Annotated in this window: 15 protein-coding genes and 3 rRNA genes; 6 read left to right on the forward strand and 12 right to left on the reverse strand. The window is 64.1% G+C overall.

What is annotated here, in order from left to right; translation table 11 throughout:
* Nucleotides 1-65 precede the first annotated feature (65 nt).
* From rrf to BCL67_RS13845, 9 genes are all read right to left on the reverse strand, one after another.
* A 5S ribosomal RNA gene (rrf, locus tag BCL67_RS13805) occupies nucleotides 66-182 on the reverse strand.
* 263 nt (nucleotides 183-445) lie between these two features.
* Nucleotides 446-3,555, reverse strand: a 23S ribosomal RNA gene (locus tag BCL67_RS13810).
* Nucleotides 3,556-4,012: 457 nt separating this feature from the next.
* Nucleotides 4,013-5,537: ribosomal RNA gene (locus BCL67_RS13815) — 16S ribosomal RNA — on the reverse strand.
* The 16S, 23S and 5S rRNA genes sit together here, the layout of an rRNA operon.
* A 759-nt stretch (nucleotides 5,538-6,296) precedes the next feature.
* Nucleotides 6,297-7,613, reverse strand: coding sequence for a tyrosine--tRNA ligase (gene tyrS / locus BCL67_RS13820; RefSeq protein WP_106124015.1), 1,317 nt, complete (start codon nucleotides 7,611-7,613; stop codon nucleotides 6,297-6,299).
* Between the two features lie 74 nt (nucleotides 7,614-7,687).
* Nucleotides 7,688-9,952: a HelD family protein gene (locus BCL67_RS13825; RefSeq protein WP_258175093.1), complete on the reverse strand. Its 2,265-nt coding sequence runs from the start codon at nucleotides 9,950-9,952 to the stop codon at nucleotides 7,688-7,690.
* A gap of 124 nt (nucleotides 9,953-10,076) precedes the next feature.
* On the reverse strand, nucleotides 10,077-10,739 hold the full coding sequence (locus tag BCL67_RS13830; RefSeq protein ID WP_106124004.1) for a DNA-3-methyladenine glycosylase: 663 nt from the start codon (nucleotides 10,737-10,739) through the stop codon (nucleotides 10,077-10,079).
* Nucleotides 10,740-10,784: 45 nt separating this feature from the next.
* Nucleotides 10,785-11,549, reverse strand: coding sequence for a lytic transglycosylase domain-containing protein (locus BCL67_RS13835; RefSeq protein ID WP_106124005.1), 765 nt, complete (start codon nucleotides 11,547-11,549; stop codon nucleotides 10,785-10,787).
* Between the two features lie 36 nt (nucleotides 11,550-11,585).
* Nucleotides 11,586-13,094, reverse strand: a complete 1,509-nt coding sequence (gene argH, locus BCL67_RS13840) for an argininosuccinate lyase (protein ID WP_106124006.1) — start codon at nucleotides 13,092-13,094, stop codon at nucleotides 11,586-11,588.
* Nucleotides 13,095-13,096: 2 nt separating this feature from the next.
* A complete protein-coding gene (locus tag BCL67_RS13845) occupies nucleotides 13,097-14,335 on the reverse strand; it encodes an argininosuccinate synthase (protein WP_106124007.1) in 1,239 nt (412 codons plus the stop codon).
* Between the two features lie 164 nt (nucleotides 14,336-14,499).
* On the opposite strand from BCL67_RS13845, the gene BCL67_RS13850 reads away from it, so the two are divergent.
* The gene (locus BCL67_RS13850) at nucleotides 14,500-14,958 is read left to right on the forward strand and encodes an ankyrin repeat domain-containing protein (RefSeq protein WP_106124008.1); all 459 of its coding nucleotides are present in this window, start codon (nucleotides 14,500-14,502) and stop codon (nucleotides 14,956-14,958) included.
* Between the two features lie 39 nt (nucleotides 14,959-14,997).
* On the opposite strand, the gene BCL67_RS13855 is transcribed toward BCL67_RS13850, so the two are convergent.
* Both BCL67_RS13855 and BCL67_RS13860 read right to left on the reverse strand, forming a co-directional pair.
* Nucleotides 14,998-15,429, reverse strand: coding sequence for a SufE family protein (locus BCL67_RS13855; RefSeq protein ID WP_106124009.1), 432 nt, complete (start codon nucleotides 15,427-15,429; stop codon nucleotides 14,998-15,000).
* Entirely contained in the window at nucleotides 15,426-16,322 is an 897-nt protein-coding gene (locus tag BCL67_RS13860; protein ID WP_106124010.1) for a sulfurtransferase, read from the reverse strand. Before BCL67_RS13860 ends, BCL67_RS13855 begins: the two co-directional genes overlap by 4 nt.
* 190 nt (nucleotides 16,323-16,512) lie before the next feature.
* On the opposite strand from BCL67_RS13860, the gene BCL67_RS13865 reads away from it, so the two are divergent.
* From BCL67_RS13865 to BCL67_RS13885, 5 genes are all read left to right on the forward strand, one after another.
* Nucleotides 16,513-17,532, forward strand: coding sequence for a sulfate ABC transporter substrate-binding protein (locus tag BCL67_RS13865; RefSeq protein WP_106124011.1), 1,020 nt, complete (start codon nucleotides 16,513-16,515; stop codon nucleotides 17,530-17,532).
* A gap of 1 nt (nucleotide 17,533) precedes the next feature.
* Complete coding sequence (cysT, locus tag BCL67_RS13870) at nucleotides 17,534-18,421, forward strand: sulfate ABC transporter permease subunit CysT (protein WP_106124012.1); 888 nt, start codon at nucleotides 17,534-17,536, stop codon at nucleotides 18,419-18,421.
* Nucleotides 18,418-19,224, forward strand: coding sequence for an ABC transporter permease subunit (locus BCL67_RS13875; protein WP_258175091.1), 807 nt, complete (start codon nucleotides 18,418-18,420; stop codon nucleotides 19,222-19,224). Before cysT ends, BCL67_RS13875 begins: the two co-directional genes overlap by 4 nt.
* Nucleotides 19,214-20,224, forward strand: coding sequence for a sulfate/molybdate ABC transporter ATP-binding protein (locus BCL67_RS13880; protein WP_106124013.1), 1,011 nt, complete (start codon nucleotides 19,214-19,216; stop codon nucleotides 20,222-20,224). The genes BCL67_RS13875 and BCL67_RS13880 overlap by 11 nt, the downstream gene beginning before the upstream one ends.
* 330 nt (nucleotides 20,225-20,554) lie before the next feature.
* Nucleotides 20,555-20,878 (forward strand): hypothetical protein, encoded by a 324-nt coding sequence (locus BCL67_RS13885; RefSeq protein ID WP_106124014.1) that lies wholly within the window; start codon nucleotides 20,555-20,557, stop codon nucleotides 20,876-20,878.
* A gap of 78 nt (nucleotides 20,879-20,956) precedes the next feature.
* Here the strand turns inward: BCL67_RS13885 and BCL67_RS13890 are convergent.
* Nucleotides 20,957-21,340, reverse strand: a 384-nt coding sequence (locus tag BCL67_RS13890) for a transposase (protein WP_146131184.1), incomplete at its 5' end; no start/stop codon positions are given.

A 21,340-nucleotide genomic window follows, 5' to 3' on the forward strand; every position in this document is an offset into this window, starting at 1 on the left:
CCCTGGATACAGGTCAAGCCCGGTCCCCCACAAGGGACCGGGCTTGAACCCTCTCTACAAAAAGTGTCCGGCGGCGACCTACTCTCCCACACACTCCAGTGTGCAGTACCATCGGCGCAGTGGGCCTTAGCTTCCGGGTTCGGGATGGGACCGGGCGTTTCCCCCACGCTATGACCGCCGTAACTCTAGAACAACACCCGCTCCCACACCACCACACAACACACACCCGCCTAAAAGGACCGGGCGTGTACCTGTGGTGGGGTACGAAGGTGTCGTAAACCTAAATTCACAACAACACTATTCAACTACTGACTCTGACCCACACCACCAGACCACCCCAAACGGGAGGCCCACGGGTGTTGTGGGGTTGTTGGCAGAGAACCGCCTAGTGGACGCAAACACGCAATTGTTCAATTGACACTCATCGAGCACACTCATATGAGTGTGGTGTAAGTGATCGGCTTATTAGTACCAGTCAGCTTCACGCATTGCTGCGCTTCCACATCTGGCCTATCAACCCAGTAGTCTAGCTGGGAGCCTTCACACCCGAAGGTGACGGAGATCTTATCTTGAAGCCGGCTTCCCACTTAGATGCTTTCAGCGGTTATCCATCCCGAACGTAGCTAATCAGCGGTGCACTTGGCAGTACAACTGACACACCAGAGGTTCGTCCGTCCCGGTCCTCTCGTACTAAGGACAGACCTTCTCAAATCTCCTGCGCGCGCAGCGGATAGGGACCGAACTGTCTCACGACGTTCTAAACCCAGCTCGCGTACCGCTTTAATGGGCGAACAGCCCAACCCTTGGGACCAACTCCAGCCCCAGGATGCGACGAGCCGACATCGAGGTGCCAAACCATGCCGTCGATATGGACTCTTGGGCAGGATCAGCCTGTTATCCCCGAGGTACCTTTTATCCGTTGAGCGACGTCCCTTCCACACGGTGACGCCGGATCACTAGTCCCAACTTTCGTTCCTGCTCGAGCTGCCGCTCTCACAGTCAAGCTCCCTTGTGCACTTACACTCGACACCTGATTGCCAACCAGGCTGAGGGAACCTTTGGGCGCCTCCGTTACTCTTTAGGAGGCAACCGCCCCAGTTAAACTACCCACCAGGCACTGTCCCTGGACCCGATCAGGGCCCGAAGTTAGATGCCTAACAACACCAGAGTGGTATTTCAACGACGACTCCACAACCACTAGCGTGGCCGCTTCACAGTCTCCCACCTATCCTACACAAGTGATGTCAAACACCAATACCAAGCTATAGTAAAGGTCTCGGGGTCTTTCCGTCCTGCTGCGCGTAACGAGCATCTTTACTCGTAGTGCAATTTCGCCGAGTCCACGGTTGAGACAGCGGGGAAGTCGTTACTCCATTCGTGCAGGTCGGAACTTACCCGACAAGGAATTTCGCTACCTTAGGATGGTTATAGTTACCACCGCCGTTTACTGGGGCTTAAATTCAGAGCTTCGCCACAAGGACTAACCCTTCCTCTTAACCTTCCAGCACCGGGCAGGAGTCAGTCCGTATACATCGTCTTACGACTTCGCACGGACCTGTGTTTTTAGTAAACAGTCGCTTCCCCCTGGTCTCTGCGACCACCACCAGCTCACCAAAGCAAGCCTGGATCACCAGGGTGGTCCCCCTTCTCCCGAAGTTACGGGGGTATTTTGCCGAGTTCCTTAACCGTGGTTCTCTCGATCGCCTTAGTATTCTCTACCTGACCACCTGTGTCGGTTATGGGTACGGGCGGTACAAGCCCTCGCGTCGATGCTTTTCTTGGCAGCATAGGATCACTGAATCCCCCACAAAGTGGAGTCCCATCAAGTCTCACCCATATAACGAGTCCCGGATTTGCCTAGGACTCGGGCTACACTCTTAGACCCAGACAACCATCGCTGGGCTCAGCTACCTTCCTGCGTCACACCTGTTAATACGCTTGGCTCCCCGGTTCAGGTCCTGCGCTCCTCGTACACGTCGTACCCACAAGGGGCACGCTCTAGCACGATTCGGGCAGTTAGTATCACCAGTTCACCATGGGCGGTCTTATACCGGTACGGGAATATCAACCCGTTGTCCATCGACTACGCCTGTCGGCCTCGCCTTAGGTCCCGACTAACCCAGGGCAGATTAGCTTGACCCTGGAACCCTTAGTCATTCGGCGGACACGTTTCTCACGTGTCTTTCGCTACTCATGCCTGCATTCTCACTCGAACACACTCCACAGACGAGCTTACGCTGCTGCTTCACCGCAGTGTTCGACGCTCCCCTACCCATCCAGTCCGCAAGGGACTAAATGCCACAGTTTCGGTGGTGTGCTTGAGCCCCGCTAAATTGTCGGCGCGGAATCACTTGACCAGTGAGCTATTACGCACTCTTTCAAGGGTGGCTGCTTCTAAGCCAACCTCCTGGTTGTCTAAGCAACTCCACATCCTTTCCCACTTAGCACACGCTTAGGGACCTTAACTGGTGGTCTGGGCTGTTTCCCTCTCGACCATGAAGCTTATCCCCCACAGTCTCACTGCTGCGCTCTGACTTGACCGGCATTCGGAGTTTAGCTGACGTCAGTAACCTTGTAGGGCCCATCGGCCATCCAGTAGCTCTACCTCCGGCAAGAAACACGCAACGCTGCACCTAAATGCATTTCGGGGAGAACCAGCTATCACGGAGTTTGATTGGCCTTTCACCCCTACCCACAGCTCATCCCCCCAGTTTTCAACCTAGGTGGGTTCGGTCCTCCACGCGCTCTTACACGCGCTTCAACCTGGCCATGGGTAGATCACTCCGCTTCGGGTCTAGACCCAGCGACTCAAACGCCCTATTCAGACTCGCTTTCGCTACGGCTTCCCCACACGGGTTAACCTCGCCACTGAGCACTAACTCGCAGGCTCATTCTTCAAAAGGCACGCCATCACACCCCTATAGGATGCTTTGACGGATTGTAGGCACATGGTTTCAGGTACTATTTCACTCCCCTCCCGGGGTACTTTTCACCATTCCCTCACGGTACTGATTCACTATCGGTTAGTAGGTAGTATTTAGGCTTACCAGGTGGTCCTGGCTGATTCACACAAGATTCCTCGAGCCTCGTGCTACTCGGGATACACTCACAGGCCGGCGGAACGCATTACGACTACGGGACTCACACCCTCTACGGCGAAGGACTCAACCTTCTTCGTCTATACGCCCGCACCTCAACCCGGAGGACTGGTAGATCCCCCACGTAATGTCCCACAACCCCGGCCACGCAACCCCTACCAGGTATCACACGCAACCGGTTTAGCCCCATCCGCTTTCGCTCGCCACTACTCACAGAATCACTACATTGTTTTCTCTTCCTGTCGGTACTGAGATGTTTCACTTCCCGACGTTCCCTCCAACCGGTCTATACATTCAACCGGTGGTCACACACCATCACAGCATGCGGGGTTTCCCCATTCGGAAATCCTGGTATCAACGCTCGGTTATCAGCTCCACCAGGCTTATCGCAGATTCCCACGTCCTTCATCGGCTCCTACTACCAAGGCATTCACCATGCGCCCTAAAACACTTACGACCGCCATCACAGTAGCTGCGATGACACTCACAAATAAGTGCTCGACTAAAAATTGACACAAAAAAGACTGACCACACCAAAGGTGTGACCAGCATGATTCGAGTATTTTGTTCAAAAGAACAAAGATGCTCGCGTCCACTATGCAGTTCCCAAACAACAACCCCCACCACCATCACCAACCCGCATAACACGGATCGGCTACCTGAAGCCGAGGGCCAGATCATGAAACAACCATTGTTGTCTCAGGACCCAACAGTGTGCCAAGCACCACAGAATATAGACACCAGCTCTCTTTCCGACCCCACGTGATCCCACACAAGTGTGAGCGTCAGGCGTACCGGAGAAACTAATGCCAAGACCATGATGACGATTCGTTGATATTCCACCCTTGAGCAAACCACCAGTCACACGAACGGCGACATGAAGTGGCGGACCCGACTCGGGTCCTGCTCCTTAGAAAGGAGGTGATCCAGCCGCACCTTCCGGTACGGCTACCTTGTTACGACTTAGTCCCAATCGCGAGTCCCACCTTCGACGGCTCCCCCCACAAGGGTTAGGCCACCGGCTTCGGGTGTTACCCACTTTCGTGACTTGACGGGCGGTGTGTACAAGGCCCGGGAACGTATTCACCGCAGCGTTGCTGATCTGCGATTACTAGCGACTCCAACTTCACGAAGTCGAGTTGCAGACTTCGATCCGAACTGAGACCGGCTTTTAGGGATTAGCTCCACCTCACAGTATCGCAACCCATTGTACCGGCCATTGTAGCATGCGTGAAGCCCAAGACATAAGGGGCATGATGATTTGACGTCGTCCCCACCTTCCTCCGAGTTGACCCCGGCAGTCTCCCATGAGTCCCCACCATTACGTGCTGGCAACATAGGATAGGGGTTGCGCTCGTTGCGGGACTTAACCCAACATCTCACGACACGAGCTGACGACAACCATGCACCACCTGTGAACCGACCCCGAAGGGAAACTGCATCTCTGCAGCGATCCGGTCCATGTCAAGCCTTGGTAAGGTTCTTCGCGTTGCATCGAATTAATCCGCATGCTCCGCCGCTTGTGCGGGCCCCCGTCAATTCCTTTGAGTTTTAGCCTTGCGGCCGTACTCCCCAGGCGGGGCACTTAATGCGTTAGCTACGGCGCGGAAAACGTGGAATGTCCCCCACACCTAGTGCCCAACGTTTACGGCATGGACTACCAGGGTATCTAATCCTGTTCGCTCCCCATGCTTTCGCTCCTCAGCGTCAGTAACAGCCCAGAGACCTGCCTTCGCCATCGGTGTTCCTCCTGATATCTGCGCATTTCACCGCTACACCAGGAATTCCAGTCTCCCCTACTGCACTCTAGTCTGCCCGTACCCACTGCACACCCGAGGTTGAGCCTCGGGCTTTCACAGCAGACGTGACAAACCGCCTACGAGCTCTTTACGCCCAATAATTCCGGATAACGCTCGCGCCCTACGTATTACCGCGGCTGCTGGCACGTAGTTAGCCGGCGCTTCTTCTGCAGGTACCGTCACTTTCGCTTCTTCCCTGCTGAAAGCGGTTTACAACCCGAAGGCCGTCATCCCGCACGCGGCGTCGCTGCATCAGGCTTTCGCCCATTGTGCAATATTCCCCACTGCTGCCTCCCGTAGGAGTCTGGGCCGTGTCTCAGTCCCAGTGTGGCCGGTCACCCTCTCAGGCCGGCTACCCGTCATCGCCTTGGTGAGCCATTACCTCACCAACAAGCTGATAGGCCGCGAGTCCATCCAAGACCGATAAATCTTTCCACCAGCACCCCATGCGAGGACTGGTCGTATCCGGTATTAGACCCAGTTTCCCGGGCTTATCCCAGAGTCAAGGGAAGGTTACTCACGTGATACTCACCCGTTCGCCACTAATCCAACCGTGCAAGCACGGTCTTCATCGTTCGACTTGCATGTGTTAAGCACGCCGCCAGCGTTCATCCTGAGCCAGGATCAAACTCTCCATTAAAAAATTAATAAGAGACAGCATCCACAATCAACAACAAACAGACCAGACCCTGCCAGAAAAACAAGGCCCTCACGATCCGCTCATCATCAACCACAGACACCAGTTAATGAATCCTTGGCTAAATTTGCGATCACTATCACGGGGGTGATAATGTCACTGTTATAACCAAATAAATAATTTGGTATCAACAAACTTGGCACACTATTGAGTTCTCAAACAACAACCGCTACCGGCACCATCAGAAGTTTTTCTCTGAATCGCTCCGAAGCAACTTTGTAAGCTTACCAACAAGCTTCCGCTTCGTCAATTCGGCGTTTCCACCGTCTTGACCCGACTCGAAGTGAATCACTCAGCAGCGAATACTCACTGACTGGACCGACTCCAACTCGTCGTCTGCGCGGTTCTCAACTCTACGTCCTGATCTTCGCTGCCGTCAACTCGAGGTCAACACCATATGAACACCAGGAAAACCGTGGTCTCGAACCCCCCGAACACTAAGCCTGCCAGCACCATCACCACGACCAGATGGCCGGTGAATCCTGCTGCCAGGACCATGTCCTGTATGGGGAGAAGCTATGTGGTTATCAAAACTAAGGTCTTCATCGGTCCGCCGTGGCTTTCCGCTGTGCGCCCTTGAGCACGAGATAGAACTTTACACATGCCCTGCCGAGTCCGCAAACCAGAACCGGTGCGACCTGCATCACACCCCTGCATCCCCGTGACCTGGGGGTTTTTACACCCCCACGCAGGAGGGGCAGCTCAGCCCCGATGAACCAGGGCGAGGTTCTTCTTGCCGCGGCGGACCAGCAGGAACTTCTCGTGCAGCCACATCGCGTCGGTCACCAGCGCATCGGCGTCGGTGATCTTCTCGTTGTTGACGTAGGCGCCGCCGTCGTTGATCGCTCGACGGGCTTCGCCATTGGACTTCACCAGACCGGTGTCCACCAGCAGTCGCACGGCCGTAGCTTCATCGGCAGGAATGCTGGCGTGTGGCAGCTCTGAGGCGACCGCCTGCAAGGTGGGCTCATCGATCTGGGTGAGTTCACCCTTGCCGAAGATCGCACCCGAGGCATCGATCACCTTCTGGGTGGCTTCTTCCCCGTGGACCAGGGAGGTCACGTCCCAGGCGAGTGCCCGCTGGGCCTCGCGCTTGAAGGGGGCCTCCTGCACGGAGCGCTGGAGCTCGGCGATCTCTTCCCGGGTACGGAAGGTGAAGACCTTGAGCCGGTCGATCACGTCGGCATCGGACTGGTTGAGCCAGTACTGGTAGAAGGTGTACGGCGAGCACAGCTCGGCGTCGAGCCAGATGGCATTGCCCTCGGACTTGCCGAGCTTGGTGCCGTCGGAGTTGGTGATCAGCGGTGTGCCCAGCGCGTGGACCTGCTTGCCCTCGGCACGGCGGACCAGTTCGGTGCCCGAGGTGAGGTTGCCCCACTGGTCTGAGCCGCCGAACTGCAGGGTGCAGCTGTAGTGCCGGAACAGCTGCAGGTAGTCGAAGCCCTGCAGGATCTGGTAGCTGAACTCGGTGTAGGAGATGCCCTCATCAGAGTTCAGCCGCTTGGCGACGATGTCCTTCTTGATCATCGTGCCCACGCGGAAGTACTTGCCGATGTCGCGCAGGAACTCGATCGCGCTGACGCCCTGGGTCCAGTCCAGGTTGTTCACCATGGTTGCGGCACTGTCCCCCTCGAAGGAGATGTAGTGCTTGATCTGCTGCTGCAGCGAGTCCACCCAGCCGGCGACGACCTCCGGGGTGTTCAGCGTGCGTTCGCTCGAGGGCCGTGGATCCCCGATCAGACCGGTGGATCCGCCCACCAGGGCGAGCGGCTTGTGGCCGGCGAGCTGGATGCGGCGCATGGTCAGCAGCTGCACCAGGTGACCCAGGTGCAGCGAGGCCGCAGTGGGATCGAAGCCGCAGTAGTAGACGATCGGCTCCCCCGAGAGCGCCTCTTCCAGCGCGTCGGCCTCGGTGGAGACATGGACCAGTCCGCGCCAGTTCAGCTCCTGCCAGAGCGTCTCGAAGCTTGGATCGTTGCGCTGGGCAGCCAGCGCCGGGTTCGTGGATTCGAGGCTCATCTGGGTCACAGCAGGTACGTTACCAATCTTCTCGTGCCGAACAGCTCCGAAACGTCGGAATCGTGCGGGTCAGGTCAGAATCCGGCGGGCAGGTCGCGGGAGGCCACCACGTGGAGCGCATGGGTGGGCCGGGTGAGTGCCACATAGAGGCTGCCCACCCGCCCGGCGGTCTCCTCGAGGATCTCGGCAGGCTCGATCAGCACCACGGCGTCGAACTCCAGGCCCTTGGCCTCATCGGCGGAGAGAGCCAGGATGTCTTCGGTCAACGATCCGGCGCCGCGGCCCACGCGGGAACCGAACTCCGAGACCAGGGACCTCCGGGTGGCGCCGAGCAGGCGCTGCGGGACGATCGCGGCGACCAGCCCCTCCCCCACCCGCTCATGTTCGGCGCGGACCGCGGCGGTGGCTGCGCTGACCAGCTGATCAGCCTCGACCGTCTCGATCACCGGCGGGTAGTCCCCGTCACGCACGGTGCGCAGCGAGGTGGTCTCCAACCCGTTGGCCTTGGCGACCCGCTCGGCCAGTTCCACGATGGTGCCGGGGGTGCGGTAGTTGACCGTGAGCTCCTCCACGCGCATCCGCTTGCCGACGAAGGGCGCCATGGCCTTCTGCCAGCTCGGCACGGCTGAGGGCGAGGAGCCCTGGGCGATGTCCCCGACGATGGTGAAGGACTTCAGCGGGCAGCGGCGCATCAGCACATGCCACTGCATGGGCGAGAGCTCCTGGGCCTCATCGACCACGACATGGCCGTAGGTCCAGCTGCGATCCACCTGGGCGCGTTCGGCCGCGGTCAGCCGTGGGCCGGACTCGGCGTTCATGTCCACCACCGCCTGGGCGTCGAGGAACCCCTCGATGCCCATCTCTTCGAGCTGCGGGGTGGCGTTCTCCACGGCACGCTGCGCGTTGTCCAGGGACCGGGCGGCGGCGGCCTTCTGTCGGGCGGCCTCGCGTCCGGCGGACTCGTCCAAGGTGCCGAGCAGCTCGGCGGCCTCATCGAGCAGCGGCACGTCGGCGCTGCTGAACGGGCTTCCGGGCGGGCGCTGCAGCAGCTCCCGCTCGGCCGCGCTGAGCTCGGGCGCGACGTCGGCGAGGTACTTGGGCTTGGAGTAGAGGTCCTCGAGGAGTCCCTGCGGGCTGCGCGGCATCCAGCACAGGTTCAGCAGGACCCGGACGTCGCGGGAGCTGCGGACGTCTTCGAGCAGGTAGGACCGGTCGGCGTCGTTGCCCTCGGAGCGCTTCTCGATGATTCGCTCGAGCTTCTCGGCGATCTCCTTGACCAGGACCTTCACGAAGGTCGGGCGCGCCTCGTTATAGGGCTTGCCGGTGGCCCGGGCCCGTTCCAGAGCCCGGTTGACCATCTTCGGGGTGACCCCGACTCGGGTCCCGTCCACGGTGACGTCGCGGACATCAGGGATGGTGCGCTGCCGGTGGGCGACGGCGGCGCCGATGATCTGCACCCAGTCCAGGCGCCCCTTGATCTCTTCGACCCGGGGGTCCTTCTCCTCGCCGCCGCGCACGCCGGGGAAGAGCTCGGACAGGGAGGACAGCACCACACCGGTCTCGCCCAGGGAGGGCAGCACCCGGTCGATATAGGACATGAAGGTGGAGTTCGGCCCCACGATCAGCACGCCGGCGGACTTCAGCCGGTCGCGGTGGCTGTAGAGCAGGTAGGCCGCGCGGTGCAGCGCCACGGCGGTCTTGCCGGTGCCGGGTCCGCCCTGGACGACCATGACGCCGGGCAGCTCGGCCCGGATGATCCGGTCCTGCTCGGACTGGATGGTCGCGACGATGTCGCCCATCTGTCCGGTGCGGCGCGCGGTGAGGGCGGCAAGCAGGGCGCCGTCGCCGTGGTTGTGGCTGGCCTCTTCGAGCATGCTGGCGTCGAGCACGTCGTCCTCGACCCCGTGCACCTCGCGGCGCTTGAGCAGCAGATGACGACGCCGACGCACGCCCTGGCGCTCGAAGGCGGTGGCCTGGTAGAAGACGCCTGCCTCGGGGGCGCGCCAGTCGAGCATCAGCCGCTGGTGGCTCGCCGAGGTCAGACCGATCCGGCCGATGTACCGGCATTCCCCGGAGTCGTGGTCGAGCCGGCCGAAGACCAGCCGATCATCGACCGCGTTGAGCTGCGCGAGCCGGTCCTCATACATCGCAGCGAAGGCGTCGCGCTCGGAGGCGTTCTGCATGGTGCCGCCGGAGCCGACCCGGCGCACCTTCGCGAGCTGGACCTCTTTCTCGGCGCGCAGCTCATCAAGCCGGGAGTAGAGCACGCCGACGTACTCGCGCTCCTCCTCCACGCCGGCTTCGAGGCCGGGCACCGGAACGTCATGGTCTTCGGGCATGATCTCGGCCGTGGCCGAGGACTGTGAATCACTCATCAAGCAGCGCAGCTCTCCGTCGCGAATTTGCTGACCATCAATCATACCTCTATTCAGGTGAACCGAAGATGACCAGACCCGGTCCAGGTCAGGAGCTGACCTCGGTTGGAACGTTGCGTCCGGGGCGGTAGGCCGAGACCGAGGGCTCCGCGTCGAGCCAATACCGCCAGGGATAGACGGCGCTGCCCCCGGCTCCGGAGACGCCGACGCGCGGGCCGGTGCGGATCCGCTGGGGATCCACCGGTTCTGCGGGCGGGGTCAGCGTGAAGCGCGCGGGGTCGTCGGTGCCGGCCGGATGATCGAAGGAAACGGGACGGGCGTCCATCGGCAGCGTGATCCCCAGGCCCTGTCCGAGCCGTCCGGGACCGGAGAGCAGCTTCGCCCCGGTGTCGCGGCCGCCGCGGCGCTCGATCGCCAGGTCCCGTCCCGCCAGGACCTCCCCGGCGCGCAGCAGCACCCCGCCCGCGGTGCCCTCCGCGGCACAGGCCAGGTTCAGGCAGCGGTGGATCCCGTAGTTGAGGTAGACGTAGGTGTGCCGGGGCGGTCCGAAGAGCGCCGCGTTGCGGGCGGTCCTGCCGGTGAAGCTGTGCGCACCCGGATCCTCGCCCTGGTCCCCGTAGGCCTCGACCTCGGTCAGCCGCACCCGCACGGACCCCTCGGCGGTCTCCACGGTGAGCTCGCAGCCCAGCAGGGCCGGGGCCAACTCGGTGGCGTGGGCGTCGAAGAGGGCGTGCAGCCGTGCGGAATCCATCTGCCCATGATGGCAGAGAGGTGCAGCGGCCCAGGACGCTGGTGGTCAGGACTCCTCGGGGCTGACGTAGTCCTGGGCGTGGGCGGCGACGTCGTTGACGTACTCCACCGACTGGTTATAGGCGACGACGGCGTCCACCCAGCCCTCGTCGCTGGTGAGGTCTCCCCCGCTCTCGCACAGATACACCGCGGCGGTGAGCGCGGCGTCGTCGTACTGGTGCGGATCTGAGCTGCCGCTGCGGGACCCGTCCTGGGCGTAGAGCGCCCAGGTGGCGGGGATGAACTGCATCGGCCCCACCGCGCGGTCCCATTCGGTGTCCCCGTCCAGCGTGCCGCCGTCGGTGTCGGGGATCTCGGCGAAGCCCGGGGATCCGTCCAGCGGGATCCCGATGATCGCCGGGGAGACCTGCCCGTCCGGCTGGACCTCGGCGCCGGCGTAGGTCCCGTGCTGGGATTCCACCTGACCGATCCCGGCCAGGGTGTTCCAGCCCAGTCCACACTCGGGCCGGGTCTGCGCGACCAGCAGGGCGGCACCGGTATAGGCGGCCAGCGCGCGCTGCGGGATGCCGGTGCGTTCGGCCACCGCCTCGAGCCACTGCTCGTCTGCCAGGCCAGCGATCGGAACCCAGGGCTGACCGGGCGCGGGAACCTCGGCGGGTGCGGCCGCCTCAGGGAGCCGCTGGTCCGGGGCGCTGGGATAGTCCAGGGCCGGAGCCTGGCGGGGTTCCGCGCACCCGCTGAGCGCAAGCAGAACCGCCCCGGCCAGGACGGCCAGGGCGGTTCGGCGCTGCCTCGGAAGGGCTCGCGTCATGCGGTGGTCACTGAATCGCCAGCTGTCTGAAGCGGTTCAGCTGATGCTGTCCGGACCGACGTTGCTGCCCGCCGAGCCGATGAACTCGCGGATCGGGCTCAGCTGCAGCTTGAGCTCCTCGAGCTGCTCGGCCACGGCCGACGGCGCAGTGCCGCCGCGGGAGGACCGGGAGTTCAGCGAGCCGAAGGTGGTCAGCACCTCGCGCACCGCGGGGGTCAGCTGGGCAGAGATGCCGCTGAGCTCCGCGTCGGTGAGGTCCCAGAGTTCGACGTCGCGCGCCTCGGCCACCCGGACGGCCTCACCGGAGAGCTCGTGCGCCACCCGGAACGGCACGCCCTGGCGGACCAGCCATTCGGCGATGTCGGTGGCCAGTGCGAAGCCGCGCGGGGCCAGCTCGGCCATCCGCTCGGTGTGGAAGACCAGGGTCGCGATCATCCCGGAGACCGCCGGGAGCAGCAGCTCCAGGGTGTCCACCGCGTCGAAGAGCGGCTCCTTGTCCTCCTGCAGGTCCCGGTTGTACGCCAGCGGCAGGCCCTTGAGCGTGGCCAGCAGTCCGGTGAGGTCACCGATGAGGCGACCGGACTTGCCGCGGGCGAGCTCGGCGACGTCGGGGTTCTTCTTCTGCGGCATGATCGAGCTGCCGGTGGAGAAGGCGTCGTCGAGGGTGACGAAGCCGGCCTCCTTGGTGGCCCAGAAGATGATCTCCTCGCTGATCCGGGAGAGATCGACGCCGATCATCGCGCTGACCCAGGAGAACTCCGCGTAGACGTCGCGAGCGGCGGTGCCGTCGATGGAGTTCCAGGCGGCCTGGCTGAAGCCGAGCTCCTCCGCCACGCGCTGCGGGTCCAGGCCCAGGGAGGATCCGGCCAGTGCGCCGGAGCCGTAGGGCGAGGTCGCGGCGCGACGGTCCCAGTCCACGAGGCGCTGCAGGTCGCGCAGCAGCGCCCAGGCGTGGGCCAGCAGATGATGGCTCAGCAGCACCGGCTGGGCGTGCTGCAGGTGCGTCCGGCCCGGCATCGGCGCGTTCGGGTGCGCCTCGGCCTGAATGATCAGCGCCTCGATGGTGCCGAGCACGCCGGCGCCGACGACCCGAGCGTGATCGCGCAGGAACATCCGTCCCATGGTGGCGATCTGGTCGTTGCGCGAGCGTCCGGCGCGCAGCTTCCCGCCCAGGTCCTCACCGGCCCGGGCCAGCAGTCCGCGCTCCAGCGCCCCGTGCACGTCCTCATCGCTGGGCGCCGGGGTGAAGGCCCCGGAGAGCACGTCGGCCTCGAGCTGATCCAGGGCAGAGAGCATCCCGGTCAGCTCCGCCTCGTCGAGCAGGCCGGTGCGGTGCAGCACCCGGGCGTGTGCCCGGGATCCGGCGATGTCGTAGCGGGCCAGGCGGAAGTCGAAATGCGTGGACTTGCTCAGCGCGGCCAGCGCGTCGGCGGGTCCTGAGGCGAACCGGCCGCCCCAGAGCGCGCCCTCGTTGGTGCCGTGCCGGCTGGACGAGTTTCCGTTGTCCGAGTCCGCGTTGTCAAAGTCCGTGCTCTCCGGGGTCATGCTCAGCGGTCCAGGTTGCCGAGGCCGGAGAAGTCCGGCTTGCCGTGGATGCGCTGCTCGCGCTGAGAGGCCACCTTGGAGGACAGGCCGAAGATGTCGATGAATCCGCGGGCGCTGGACTGATCGAAGGCGTCGCCGGCGTCGTAGGTGGCCAGGTTGAAGTCATACAGGCTGGTCTCGGAGCGGCGACCCTGCACGGTGGCGCGGCCGCCGTGCAGCTCGAGCCGGATCTCACCGGAGACGTACTTCTGGGTCTCGTCGATGAACGCGTCGAGGTTGCGCTTGAGCGGGGAGAACCACTGGCCGTCGTAGACCAGCTCGGTCCAGCGCTGGTCCACGGTCTTCTTGAACCGGGCCTGCTCGCGCTCGAGGGTGATGTTCTCGAGTTCGCGGTGCGCGGCGATCAGGGCCATCGCGCCGGGGGCCTCGTAGATCTCGCGGGACTTGATCCCGACCAGACGGTCCTCGACGATGTCGATCCGGCCGACGCCCTGGGCGCCGGCGCGGCGGTTGAGCTGCTCGATGGCTTCCAGCGCGGTCACGGTCTGGCCGTCCAGGGCCACCGGCACGCCCTGGTCGAAGGTGATGGTGACGACGTCGGGCGAGGGCGGGAAGGAGGGGTCCTCGGTGTAGTCGTAGACGTCCTTGGTGGGACCGTTCCAGATGTCTTCCAGGAAGCCGGTCTCCACGGCGCGGCCCCAGACGTTCTGGTCGATGGAGAAGGGGTTCTTCTTGGTGGTCTCGATCGGCAGGTTGTGCTTCTCGGCGTATTCGATGGCCAGCTCGCGGGTCAGGGCCAGGTCGCGGACCGGGGCGATGCACTTGAGCTCCGGGCCGAGGGTCTGGATGCCGACCTCGAAGCGGACCTGGTCGTTGCCCTTGCCGGTGCAGCCGTGGGCGACCGTGGAGGCGCCGAACTGCTGGGCGGCGGCAACCAGGTGCTTGGTGATCACCGGGCGGGAGATCGCCGAGACCAGCGGGTAGGAGTCCATGTAGAGGCCGTTGGCCTTCAGCGTGGGCATGCAGTACTGATCGGCGAACTCGTGGCGCGCATCGGCCACATAGGCCTCCACGGCGCCGCAGTCCAGCGCACGCTGACGCACCGTCTCCAGTGATTCACCGCCCTGACCCACGTCGACGGCGACGGCGACGACTTCCTGGCCGGTGGCTTCGGCGATCCAGCCGATGGCCACAGAGGTGTCGAGGCCGCCGGAATAGGCGAGAACAATACGATCAGTCACAGCGAATCTCCTTGGGGAACGGAACTTTGGCTCGAAGACAGCCTACATAATTATTCGCAGGTATGCATAAACGTGCCGATGAGGTTCGGGGTCCCCGCCAGGCTATCCTCTTCCCGCCCCCGACGGCTCAGGGCGCAGGCTCGGTCTCAGATAGACTTGCCGCCATGTCACAGGACCACCAGCACTCGACCGATCTCCCGGAGAACCAGCAGCCTCAGGCAGGCGGAGCACCCGAGTTGACCGAGGAGCAGATGGAGTTCCTGACCTCGATGTTCGGGGTGGCCCGGGCCGGCAAGACCGAGGAGCTGCTTGACCTGGTGGACCGCGGCGTGCCGGCGAACCTGAGCAACGAGAAGGGCGACACGCTGCTCATCCTTGCCGTCTATAACGACCACACCGAACTGGCCAAAGGCCTGCTCACCCGCGGCGCCGATGTGGACCGGATCAACGATCAGGGCCAGACCGCACTGGGCTGCGCGGTGTTCCGGCAGAACGAGGCCGCCACGACGGCCCTGCTCGACGCCGGCGCTGACCCTCGCCTGGGCCGGCAGAGCGCCTACGCCGTGGCGGAGATCTTCGGCCTGGACTCGATGCGCGCAGTCCTTGACGCCCACCAGGGCTGAGCCACCAGCAGTCAGTCGCCAGCAGTCAGTGACCAGCCCTCAGCCGACATGGTCGCGGACTGAGCGGGAGATCCGCCCGACCATGGCATTGACCGCTCGCAGCCGCAGCGGGGTGATCACCCGGGCAAGACCCAGGTGAGAACCCACATCCGCCTTCACACCCAGGATCGCCTCGTAGCTCTGGCCGCTGAGTCCGTGCTGCAGGATCGAGGCGAAGCCCCTCGTAGTGGGAGCCTCCGGCGGAGCGGCGAAGTAGATGTGCGCCACCTCCGCCGCGTCGTCGAAGTCCGTCGCCAGGAACAGCGGAGACTGACACTCCACGACCTCGTCCATGTCCTGGAGGCTGTCCCGATAGGCCCCCGGGAGCTCCGGGAGGCGCTTCGCGTAGTCAAGCAGCAGCATCAGCCGCTGCTGCTCCCCCACGGACTGGAACTCCTCGAAGATCCGGGCCAGCGGCGTGCCGGTCGTCACGAGGCCGGTACCTCACCCGGCTCGGCGCCGACGGTGATGGGCAGCCGCACGCCGTTACCCCATTCGGTCCAGGAGCCGTCGTAGTTGCGAACCTCGTCGTAGCCCAGCAGGTGCTTGAGCACGAACCAGGTGTGTGAGGAGCGCTCCCCGATGCGGCAGTAGGCGATGACGGACTCAGAGTCCCCCACCCCGGCCTCTTCCTGGTAGATCGCGGCAAGCTCTTCCCGTGACTTGAAGGTCCCATCCTCGTTCGCGGCCCGGGCCCAGGGGACCGAGACGGCGGTGGGGATGTGTCCGCCGCGCAGGGCGCCTTCCTTGTCCTCGAAGCCCGGCGCCGAGGTGACTTCCCCGGAGTATTCCGCGGGGGAACGCACGTCGACCAGGGGGGTGCGGCCGATGGCCTCGAGCACGTCCTCGCGGAAGGCCCGCCACTGCGGATCGTTGCGCGTGGCCGGGACCGGGTACTGCGCGTCACGCGGCTGCGGCACCTCGGTGCTCAGCTCCCGGCCCTCCTGCACCCACTTGGCCCGACCGCCGTCGATCAGGCGCAGGTCCGCATGCCCGAAGAGGGTGAAGACCCAGAGGGCGTAGGCGGCCCACCAGTTCGACTTGTCCCCGTAGAACACCACGGTGGTCTCGGGCGTGATGCCCTTGGACGCGGCAAACGCGGCGAACTGTTCCGGATCGATGAAGTCCCGGGTGACCGGGTCGTTGAGGTCGGTGTGCCAGTCGATCTTGTGCGCCCCGGGAATGTGGCCGGTCTCGTAGAGGAGCACGTCCTCGTTCGATTCCAGCAGCACCACGGAGGGGTCATCCTTGTGCTCGGCCGCCCAGTCAGTGGTGACGAGCGCGCCGGGGTTGGCGTAGTGCGAGAAGTCCTGGTCTGAAGACATGTCGAATGCCCTTTCGTCGATCGGCGTCCATAGGTGCGTCGTGGTGGTGCACAATCTCCCACGACACCACCCAGCGTACTTTGTTTTTGAACACTTATGAACCTATATGACGCATTACTAGTGGTTCGACGAGTCTTTGTCTACGGTGGGACTATCACCCGATCACCGCCGAGGAACGAGTTGTCTCCGCATGCGCACACCAGCGACCCGACCGACCATCCTGGCGGTCTCTGCTGTCCTCGGCGCAGCTCTGATCAGCGGCTGCGCGGGCGAGCCTGACGGGCAGATCACGCTCGTGGGGTTCGCGGCGCCGGCGGAGGCGAACAATGAAGTGTTCAACTCATTCACCGAGACCCCCGCGGGCCAGGGGGCACAGAAGGCGGAATCCTACGGAGCCTCGGGAGATCAGTCGCGCAGCGTGGCCAACGGGCTGCCGGCGGACCTGGTGCACCTGAGCATCTCCCCGGACCTCGAGCGCCTGGTCGACGCGGGACGGGTGGCCGAGGACTGGGACGACAACGCCTGGGGCGGGCAGCTGACCAGCTCGGTGGTGGTCCTGGTGGTCAGGGAGGGCAACCCCTTGGGCATCACCGGATGGGAGGACCTGATCCGCGAGGATGTCAGCATCGTGACCCCCAACCCGGGATCCTCCGGCGCCGCGCGCTGGAACATTCTCGGCGCCCTCGCGTCCCAGTTGCAGGACGGCGGCACCCCGGTTCAGGCGCAGGCCTATATGGAACAGTTCATCGACAACGTCGCGGTGTTCCCCGGCTCCGGCCGGGACGCGACCATGGCGTTCCTCGACGGGACCGGTGACGTGCTGGTCTCGTATGAGAACGAGGCGATCTTGGGCGTGCAGCAGGGAGAAGCGCTCGACTACATCGTTCCGCAGACCTCGGTGCTGATCGAGAACGTCGCCGCGGTCACCGAGGACGCTCCGGCCCAGGCCCGGCAGTTCCACGACTTCGCGCTCTCCCCGGCGGGACAGGCGATCTACGCCAGCTTCGGCTTCCGCCCGGTGGAGCAGGACGGCGCCCCGATCGAGATCGAAGCGGTCCGCGGAGCCAACGATCCCGCCGAACCCTTCCCCGAGGTGCAGCAGCTGGCCACGGTGGACGAGGACTTCGGCGGCTGGGACCAGGTGAAGGACGACTACTTCGACGAGGACGGGTTGATCACCCGGCTCATCGAGGACTCGGGACGGAGCTGAGATGCCGACCAGCGCGCTGAACACCCCCGCTCCCGGCACTGATGCGGCACCGGGCAGACTCCGGTCCAGGTTCCGATCCACCCCGAGGTCCCGGCGTCGACGGCGCAGCACGCTGACCCGGCCCGCCGGGCTCGCCCTGGGGATCTCGGTGCTGTGGTTCAGCCTGCTGGTGATGATCCCACTGGCCCTGCTGCTCATCTCCTCGGTGGAGGACGGCTGGTCCACGTTCTGGGACACCCTGACCAACGTGCAGACCGCGAACGCGATCCGGCTCACGCTGGTCTCCGCGCTGGCCGTCACAGCGGTGAACCTCGTGATGGGGCTGCTCATCGCCTGGGTGCTGGTGCGCGACCGTTTTCCGGGTCGGTGGTTGATCGAGCTGATGATCGACATCCCCTTCGCGCTGCCCTCGCTGGTCGCCGGACTGGTGCTGCTGAGCCTCTACGGACCGGAGAGCCCGCTGGGGATCAACGTGCTGGGCACCCCCGCCTCGGTGTTCCTCGCGCTGCTCTTCGTGACGCTGCCCTTCGTGGTCCGGACGGTGCAGCCGGTGCTGGGCGAGCTGGACCGCGACGTCGAGCGGGCGGCCCATTCGCTCGGCGCCAGCCGCGCCACCACGGTGCGCCGGATCATCCTTCCGGCGCTGACCCCCGCACTGGCCGCGGGAGCCACCCTGTGCTTCGCCCGCGGAGTCGGCGAGTTCGGTGCCCTGGTGATCCTCACCGGGAACCGGCCGAACATCTCCGAGGGCGCCCCGATGCGGATCCAGAGCTACATCGAGGTCGACAACACCGCCGCTGCGGCGACCGTCGCGGTGCTGCTGCTGGCCACCGCCCTTGCCGCGACGCTGCTCGTGGAGATCCTCACCTCCAAGGAGCGCCCCCGGTGAGCGCCACGCGGACGGCACTGCGCACCGTGGTGATCGCCTATCTGTTCTTCCTGGTCGGCTGGCCGCTGTGGATGGTGGTCCAGGAGACGTTCCTCTCCGGGGAGAACCACCTGGTCTCCACATGGGAGGACCCGGCGGTCCGCAGCGCGCTGCGGGTCACCCTCGCGGCCGCCGCCTGGGCGGTCGTGCTGAACACGGTCTTCGGGATCACGCTGGGGATCCTGCTGGTGCGCCACGACTTCCCGGGAAAACGGCTGCTCGGGCTGTTCGTGGACCTGCCGATCGCGGTCTCGCCGATCGTCGTTGGCCTGGCGCTGCTGCTCGCCTACGGCCCCGTCCAAGGCTGGCTCGGCCGCCCGCTGGCCGAACTGGGCATCCTGGTGGTGTTCTCCTTCCCCGGCATCGTGCTCGCGGTGACCTTCGTCAGCCTTCCGCTGGTGTTGCGCGCGGTGATCCCGGTGCTGCGCGAGATCGGCATGGAGCAGGAGATCGCCGCACGGAGTCTCGGGGCCCACGCCGGGCAGATCCTCTGGCGGATCACACTGCCCTCGATCAGGGGGGCGGTGACCTACGGGGTCATTTTGACCCTGGCCCGCGCCATCGGGGAGTTCGGGGCCGTGCTGATCATCTCCGGGGGCCTCGTCGGTCAGACCGAGACCGCCACCATGGCGGTCCAGCGCTTCCATCAGGGCTTCGCCACTGGCAGCTCCTACGCCATCGGATTCCTGCTCGCACTCATCGGCATCGCCGCACTGGCCATCGTCACCGTGTTACGACCAAAGGAGCACACCCGTGGGAATTGAGATCCACCACGTGAAGAAGAGCTTCGGCAGCTTCACCGCCCTGGAAGACATCAGCCTCTCGGTCCCCTCCGGCGGACTGACCGCCCTGCTCGGTCCCTCGGGGTCGGGCAAGACCACGCTGCTACGGATCCTAGGCGGCCAGGAAGAACCCGACGCCGGCTCGGTGCACCTCGCGGGGCGCGATGTCACGCGGCTGCCCGCCCAGCAGCGCAACATCGGATTCGTCTTCCAGCACTACGCGGCGTTCACGCATATGAGCGTGACCAAGAACGTGGCCTTCGGATTGGAGGTCCGCAAGACTCCGAAGGCGCAGGTCCGGCGCCGGGTGCAGGAGCTCCTCGAACTGGTCCAACTGGAGCGCTTGGGCGACCGGCTCCCCGCCCAGCTCTCCGGCGGCCAGCGGCAGCGCATGGCGCTCGCCCGCGCCCTCGCGGTGGATCCTTCGGTGCTGCTGCTGGATGAACCCTTCGGCGCCCTCGACGCGAAGGTCCGCAAGGAGCTGCGCGACTGGCTGCGCCAGCTGCACGAGGAGGTCCATGTCACGAGCGTGTTCGTCACCCATGACCAGGAGGAGGCCCTGGAGGTCGCTGACACGGTGGTCGTGATGAATCAAGGGCGCATCGAACAGGTCGGCACGCCCGAGGAGATCTACGACCATCCGGCCAGTGACTTCGTCTTCGGGTTCATCGGGGAGGTCACCCGGTTCGGGGGGCTGCGGCTGCGGCCCCATAACCTGGAGGTGACCCTGGACCCCGAGAGCGGCTCGCACCCCGGGCGGATCACCAGGCTGGCCCGGATCGGCTTCGAAGTGCGCCTGGAGGTGCTGTTGGACTCAGGACCGGACTCACTGGGCGATTCTCACCCGCCGGTGCACGTGCAGCTCTCTCGCACGGAGTCCCAGGCACTGGACCTGCAGCAGGGGGACGGCATCTGGATTCGACCCAGGGCCGCAGCCGGCGTCCGCGAGGCCGAGATCCTGCGGGTCGGAGCTGAACGCTGATCCGGCTCTCACCTCATGTGTCGGGACATCGGGGGTGCCCGAACGTCTTCACTCTGCACCTCCATGTGCTCCGAACACGTCTTGGAAGCCGAACTACCGGCCGGCCAGAGGGCCGGGCACATGGCTCAGTGAGCACAGCCCGTTGAGGACGCCCGCCGCACTCAACTGACTTGGTCGCTTTCCTGGACGTTTGCCTATTGACGGTCTACCTCGTGCTCCGTAGGTTGATTGCGGTATTCAACGGAACAACATCGCGACGGCATGAATGGTACTTACCGAGATAGGAAGTGATTCATTGTGAAGAGCAGGATGAAACGAGTATCTGCGGGAATGGCAATCTGCCTGGGCGCAGTCGGGTTCACCGGTGTAGCTGCGGCCAGCGCCGCTGACGCCAGCACCGTGACGCAGACCTATTCCAAATCCCAGGTCAACACTTGGAACTACGTCTTTACGGGCACGACTGCGTGCTCGTTCTTCCCGAACGCCTACGTGGCGGCGGTTTGCGCGGCCTCTGGCAGCGCGAACTTCAAGTCTGCGATCAGCTACGCGTCGATGAACAACTGCGAGTTAGAAATCCGGGTGACGCCAAACCCCGACAGCATCTACTCATTCGACAAGGCGACCAACGAGTATGAAGCCGTGAACTGCGGCTAGGTCTAAGACAGAGAAGCGCCTCACCGGATTCAGATCCGGTGAGGCGCTTCTGCGTTTGTGGGGGCCTTTAGGGGCTCTTCACACTTCAGCGTGGAGTCCTGCTCGAGGGTGGATTTGGGAGCGTCGGCGTGTCTGCCGGAAGCTCCTGCCTAGAATACGTGACTGGTAGTTGGTCTGGTTCCGGTACCCACGGCCGGTGCGCTTGATCTGCTTGATCGCCGTGTTTGCCGCCTCTGTCCGGGCGTTGGTGACCCGGGTGCCGAGGAACACCTTGATCTCCGGCCACCACTTCGCCACTGTGGCCGCCAGCCTGTCGGCCTCGGGCAGCCCGGCCGCGACCACTGCCAGCTCAAAGTCGATTCTCGCGCCCTGGCCCGCTGCGATGGACTCCGCGTTCAGGATCCTGCGCAGGTGCTCCTTCACCGCCCAGGCCGCGGCGACCTGCTCGAAGTCCTCGTCGTC

Source organism: Nesterenkonia sandarakina (assembly GCF_003003175.1).
GTDB lineage: Bacteria > Actinomycetota > Actinomycetes > Actinomycetales > Micrococcaceae > Nesterenkonia > Nesterenkonia sandarakina_A.

What these genes read in the sequence shown, in the direction of transcription:
- tyrS (WP_106124015.1), bottom strand. Translation starts at nt 7,613, where the DNA reads ATGAGCCTCGAATCCACGAACCCGGCGCTGGCTGCCCAGCGCAACGAT.
- BCL67_RS13825 (WP_258175093.1), bottom strand. Translation starts at nt 9,952, where the DNA reads ATGCCCGAAGACCATGACGTTCCGGTGCCCGGCCTCGAAGCCGGCGTG.
- BCL67_RS13830 (WP_106124004.1), bottom strand. Translation starts at nt 10,739, where the DNA reads ATGGATTCCGCACGGCTGCACGCCCTCTTCGACGCCCACGCCACCGAG.
- BCL67_RS13835 (WP_106124005.1), bottom strand. Translation starts at nt 11,549, where the DNA reads ATGACGCGAGCCCTTCCGAGGCAGCGCCGAACCGCCCTGGCCGTCCTG.
- argH (WP_106124006.1), bottom strand. Translation starts at nt 13,094, where the DNA reads ATGACCCCGGAGAGCACGGACTTTGACAACGCGGACTCGGACAACGGA.
- BCL67_RS13850 (WP_106124008.1), top strand. Translation starts at nt 14,500, where the DNA reads ATGTCACAGGACCACCAGCACTCGACCGATCTCCCGGAGAACCAGCAG.
- BCL67_RS13860 (WP_106124010.1), bottom strand. Translation starts at nt 16,322, where the DNA reads ATGTCTTCAGACCAGGACTTCTCGCACTACGCCAACCCCGGCGCGCTC.
- BCL67_RS13865 (WP_106124011.1), top strand. Translation starts at nt 16,513, where the DNA reads ATGCGCACACCAGCGACCCGACCGACCATCCTGGCGGTCTCTGCTGTC.
- cysT (WP_106124012.1), top strand. Translation starts at nt 17,534, where the DNA reads ATGCCGACCAGCGCGCTGAACACCCCCGCTCCCGGCACTGATGCGGCA.
- BCL67_RS13885 (WP_106124014.1), top strand. Translation starts at nt 20,555, where the DNA reads ATGGCAATCTGCCTGGGCGCAGTCGGGTTCACCGGTGTAGCTGCGGCC.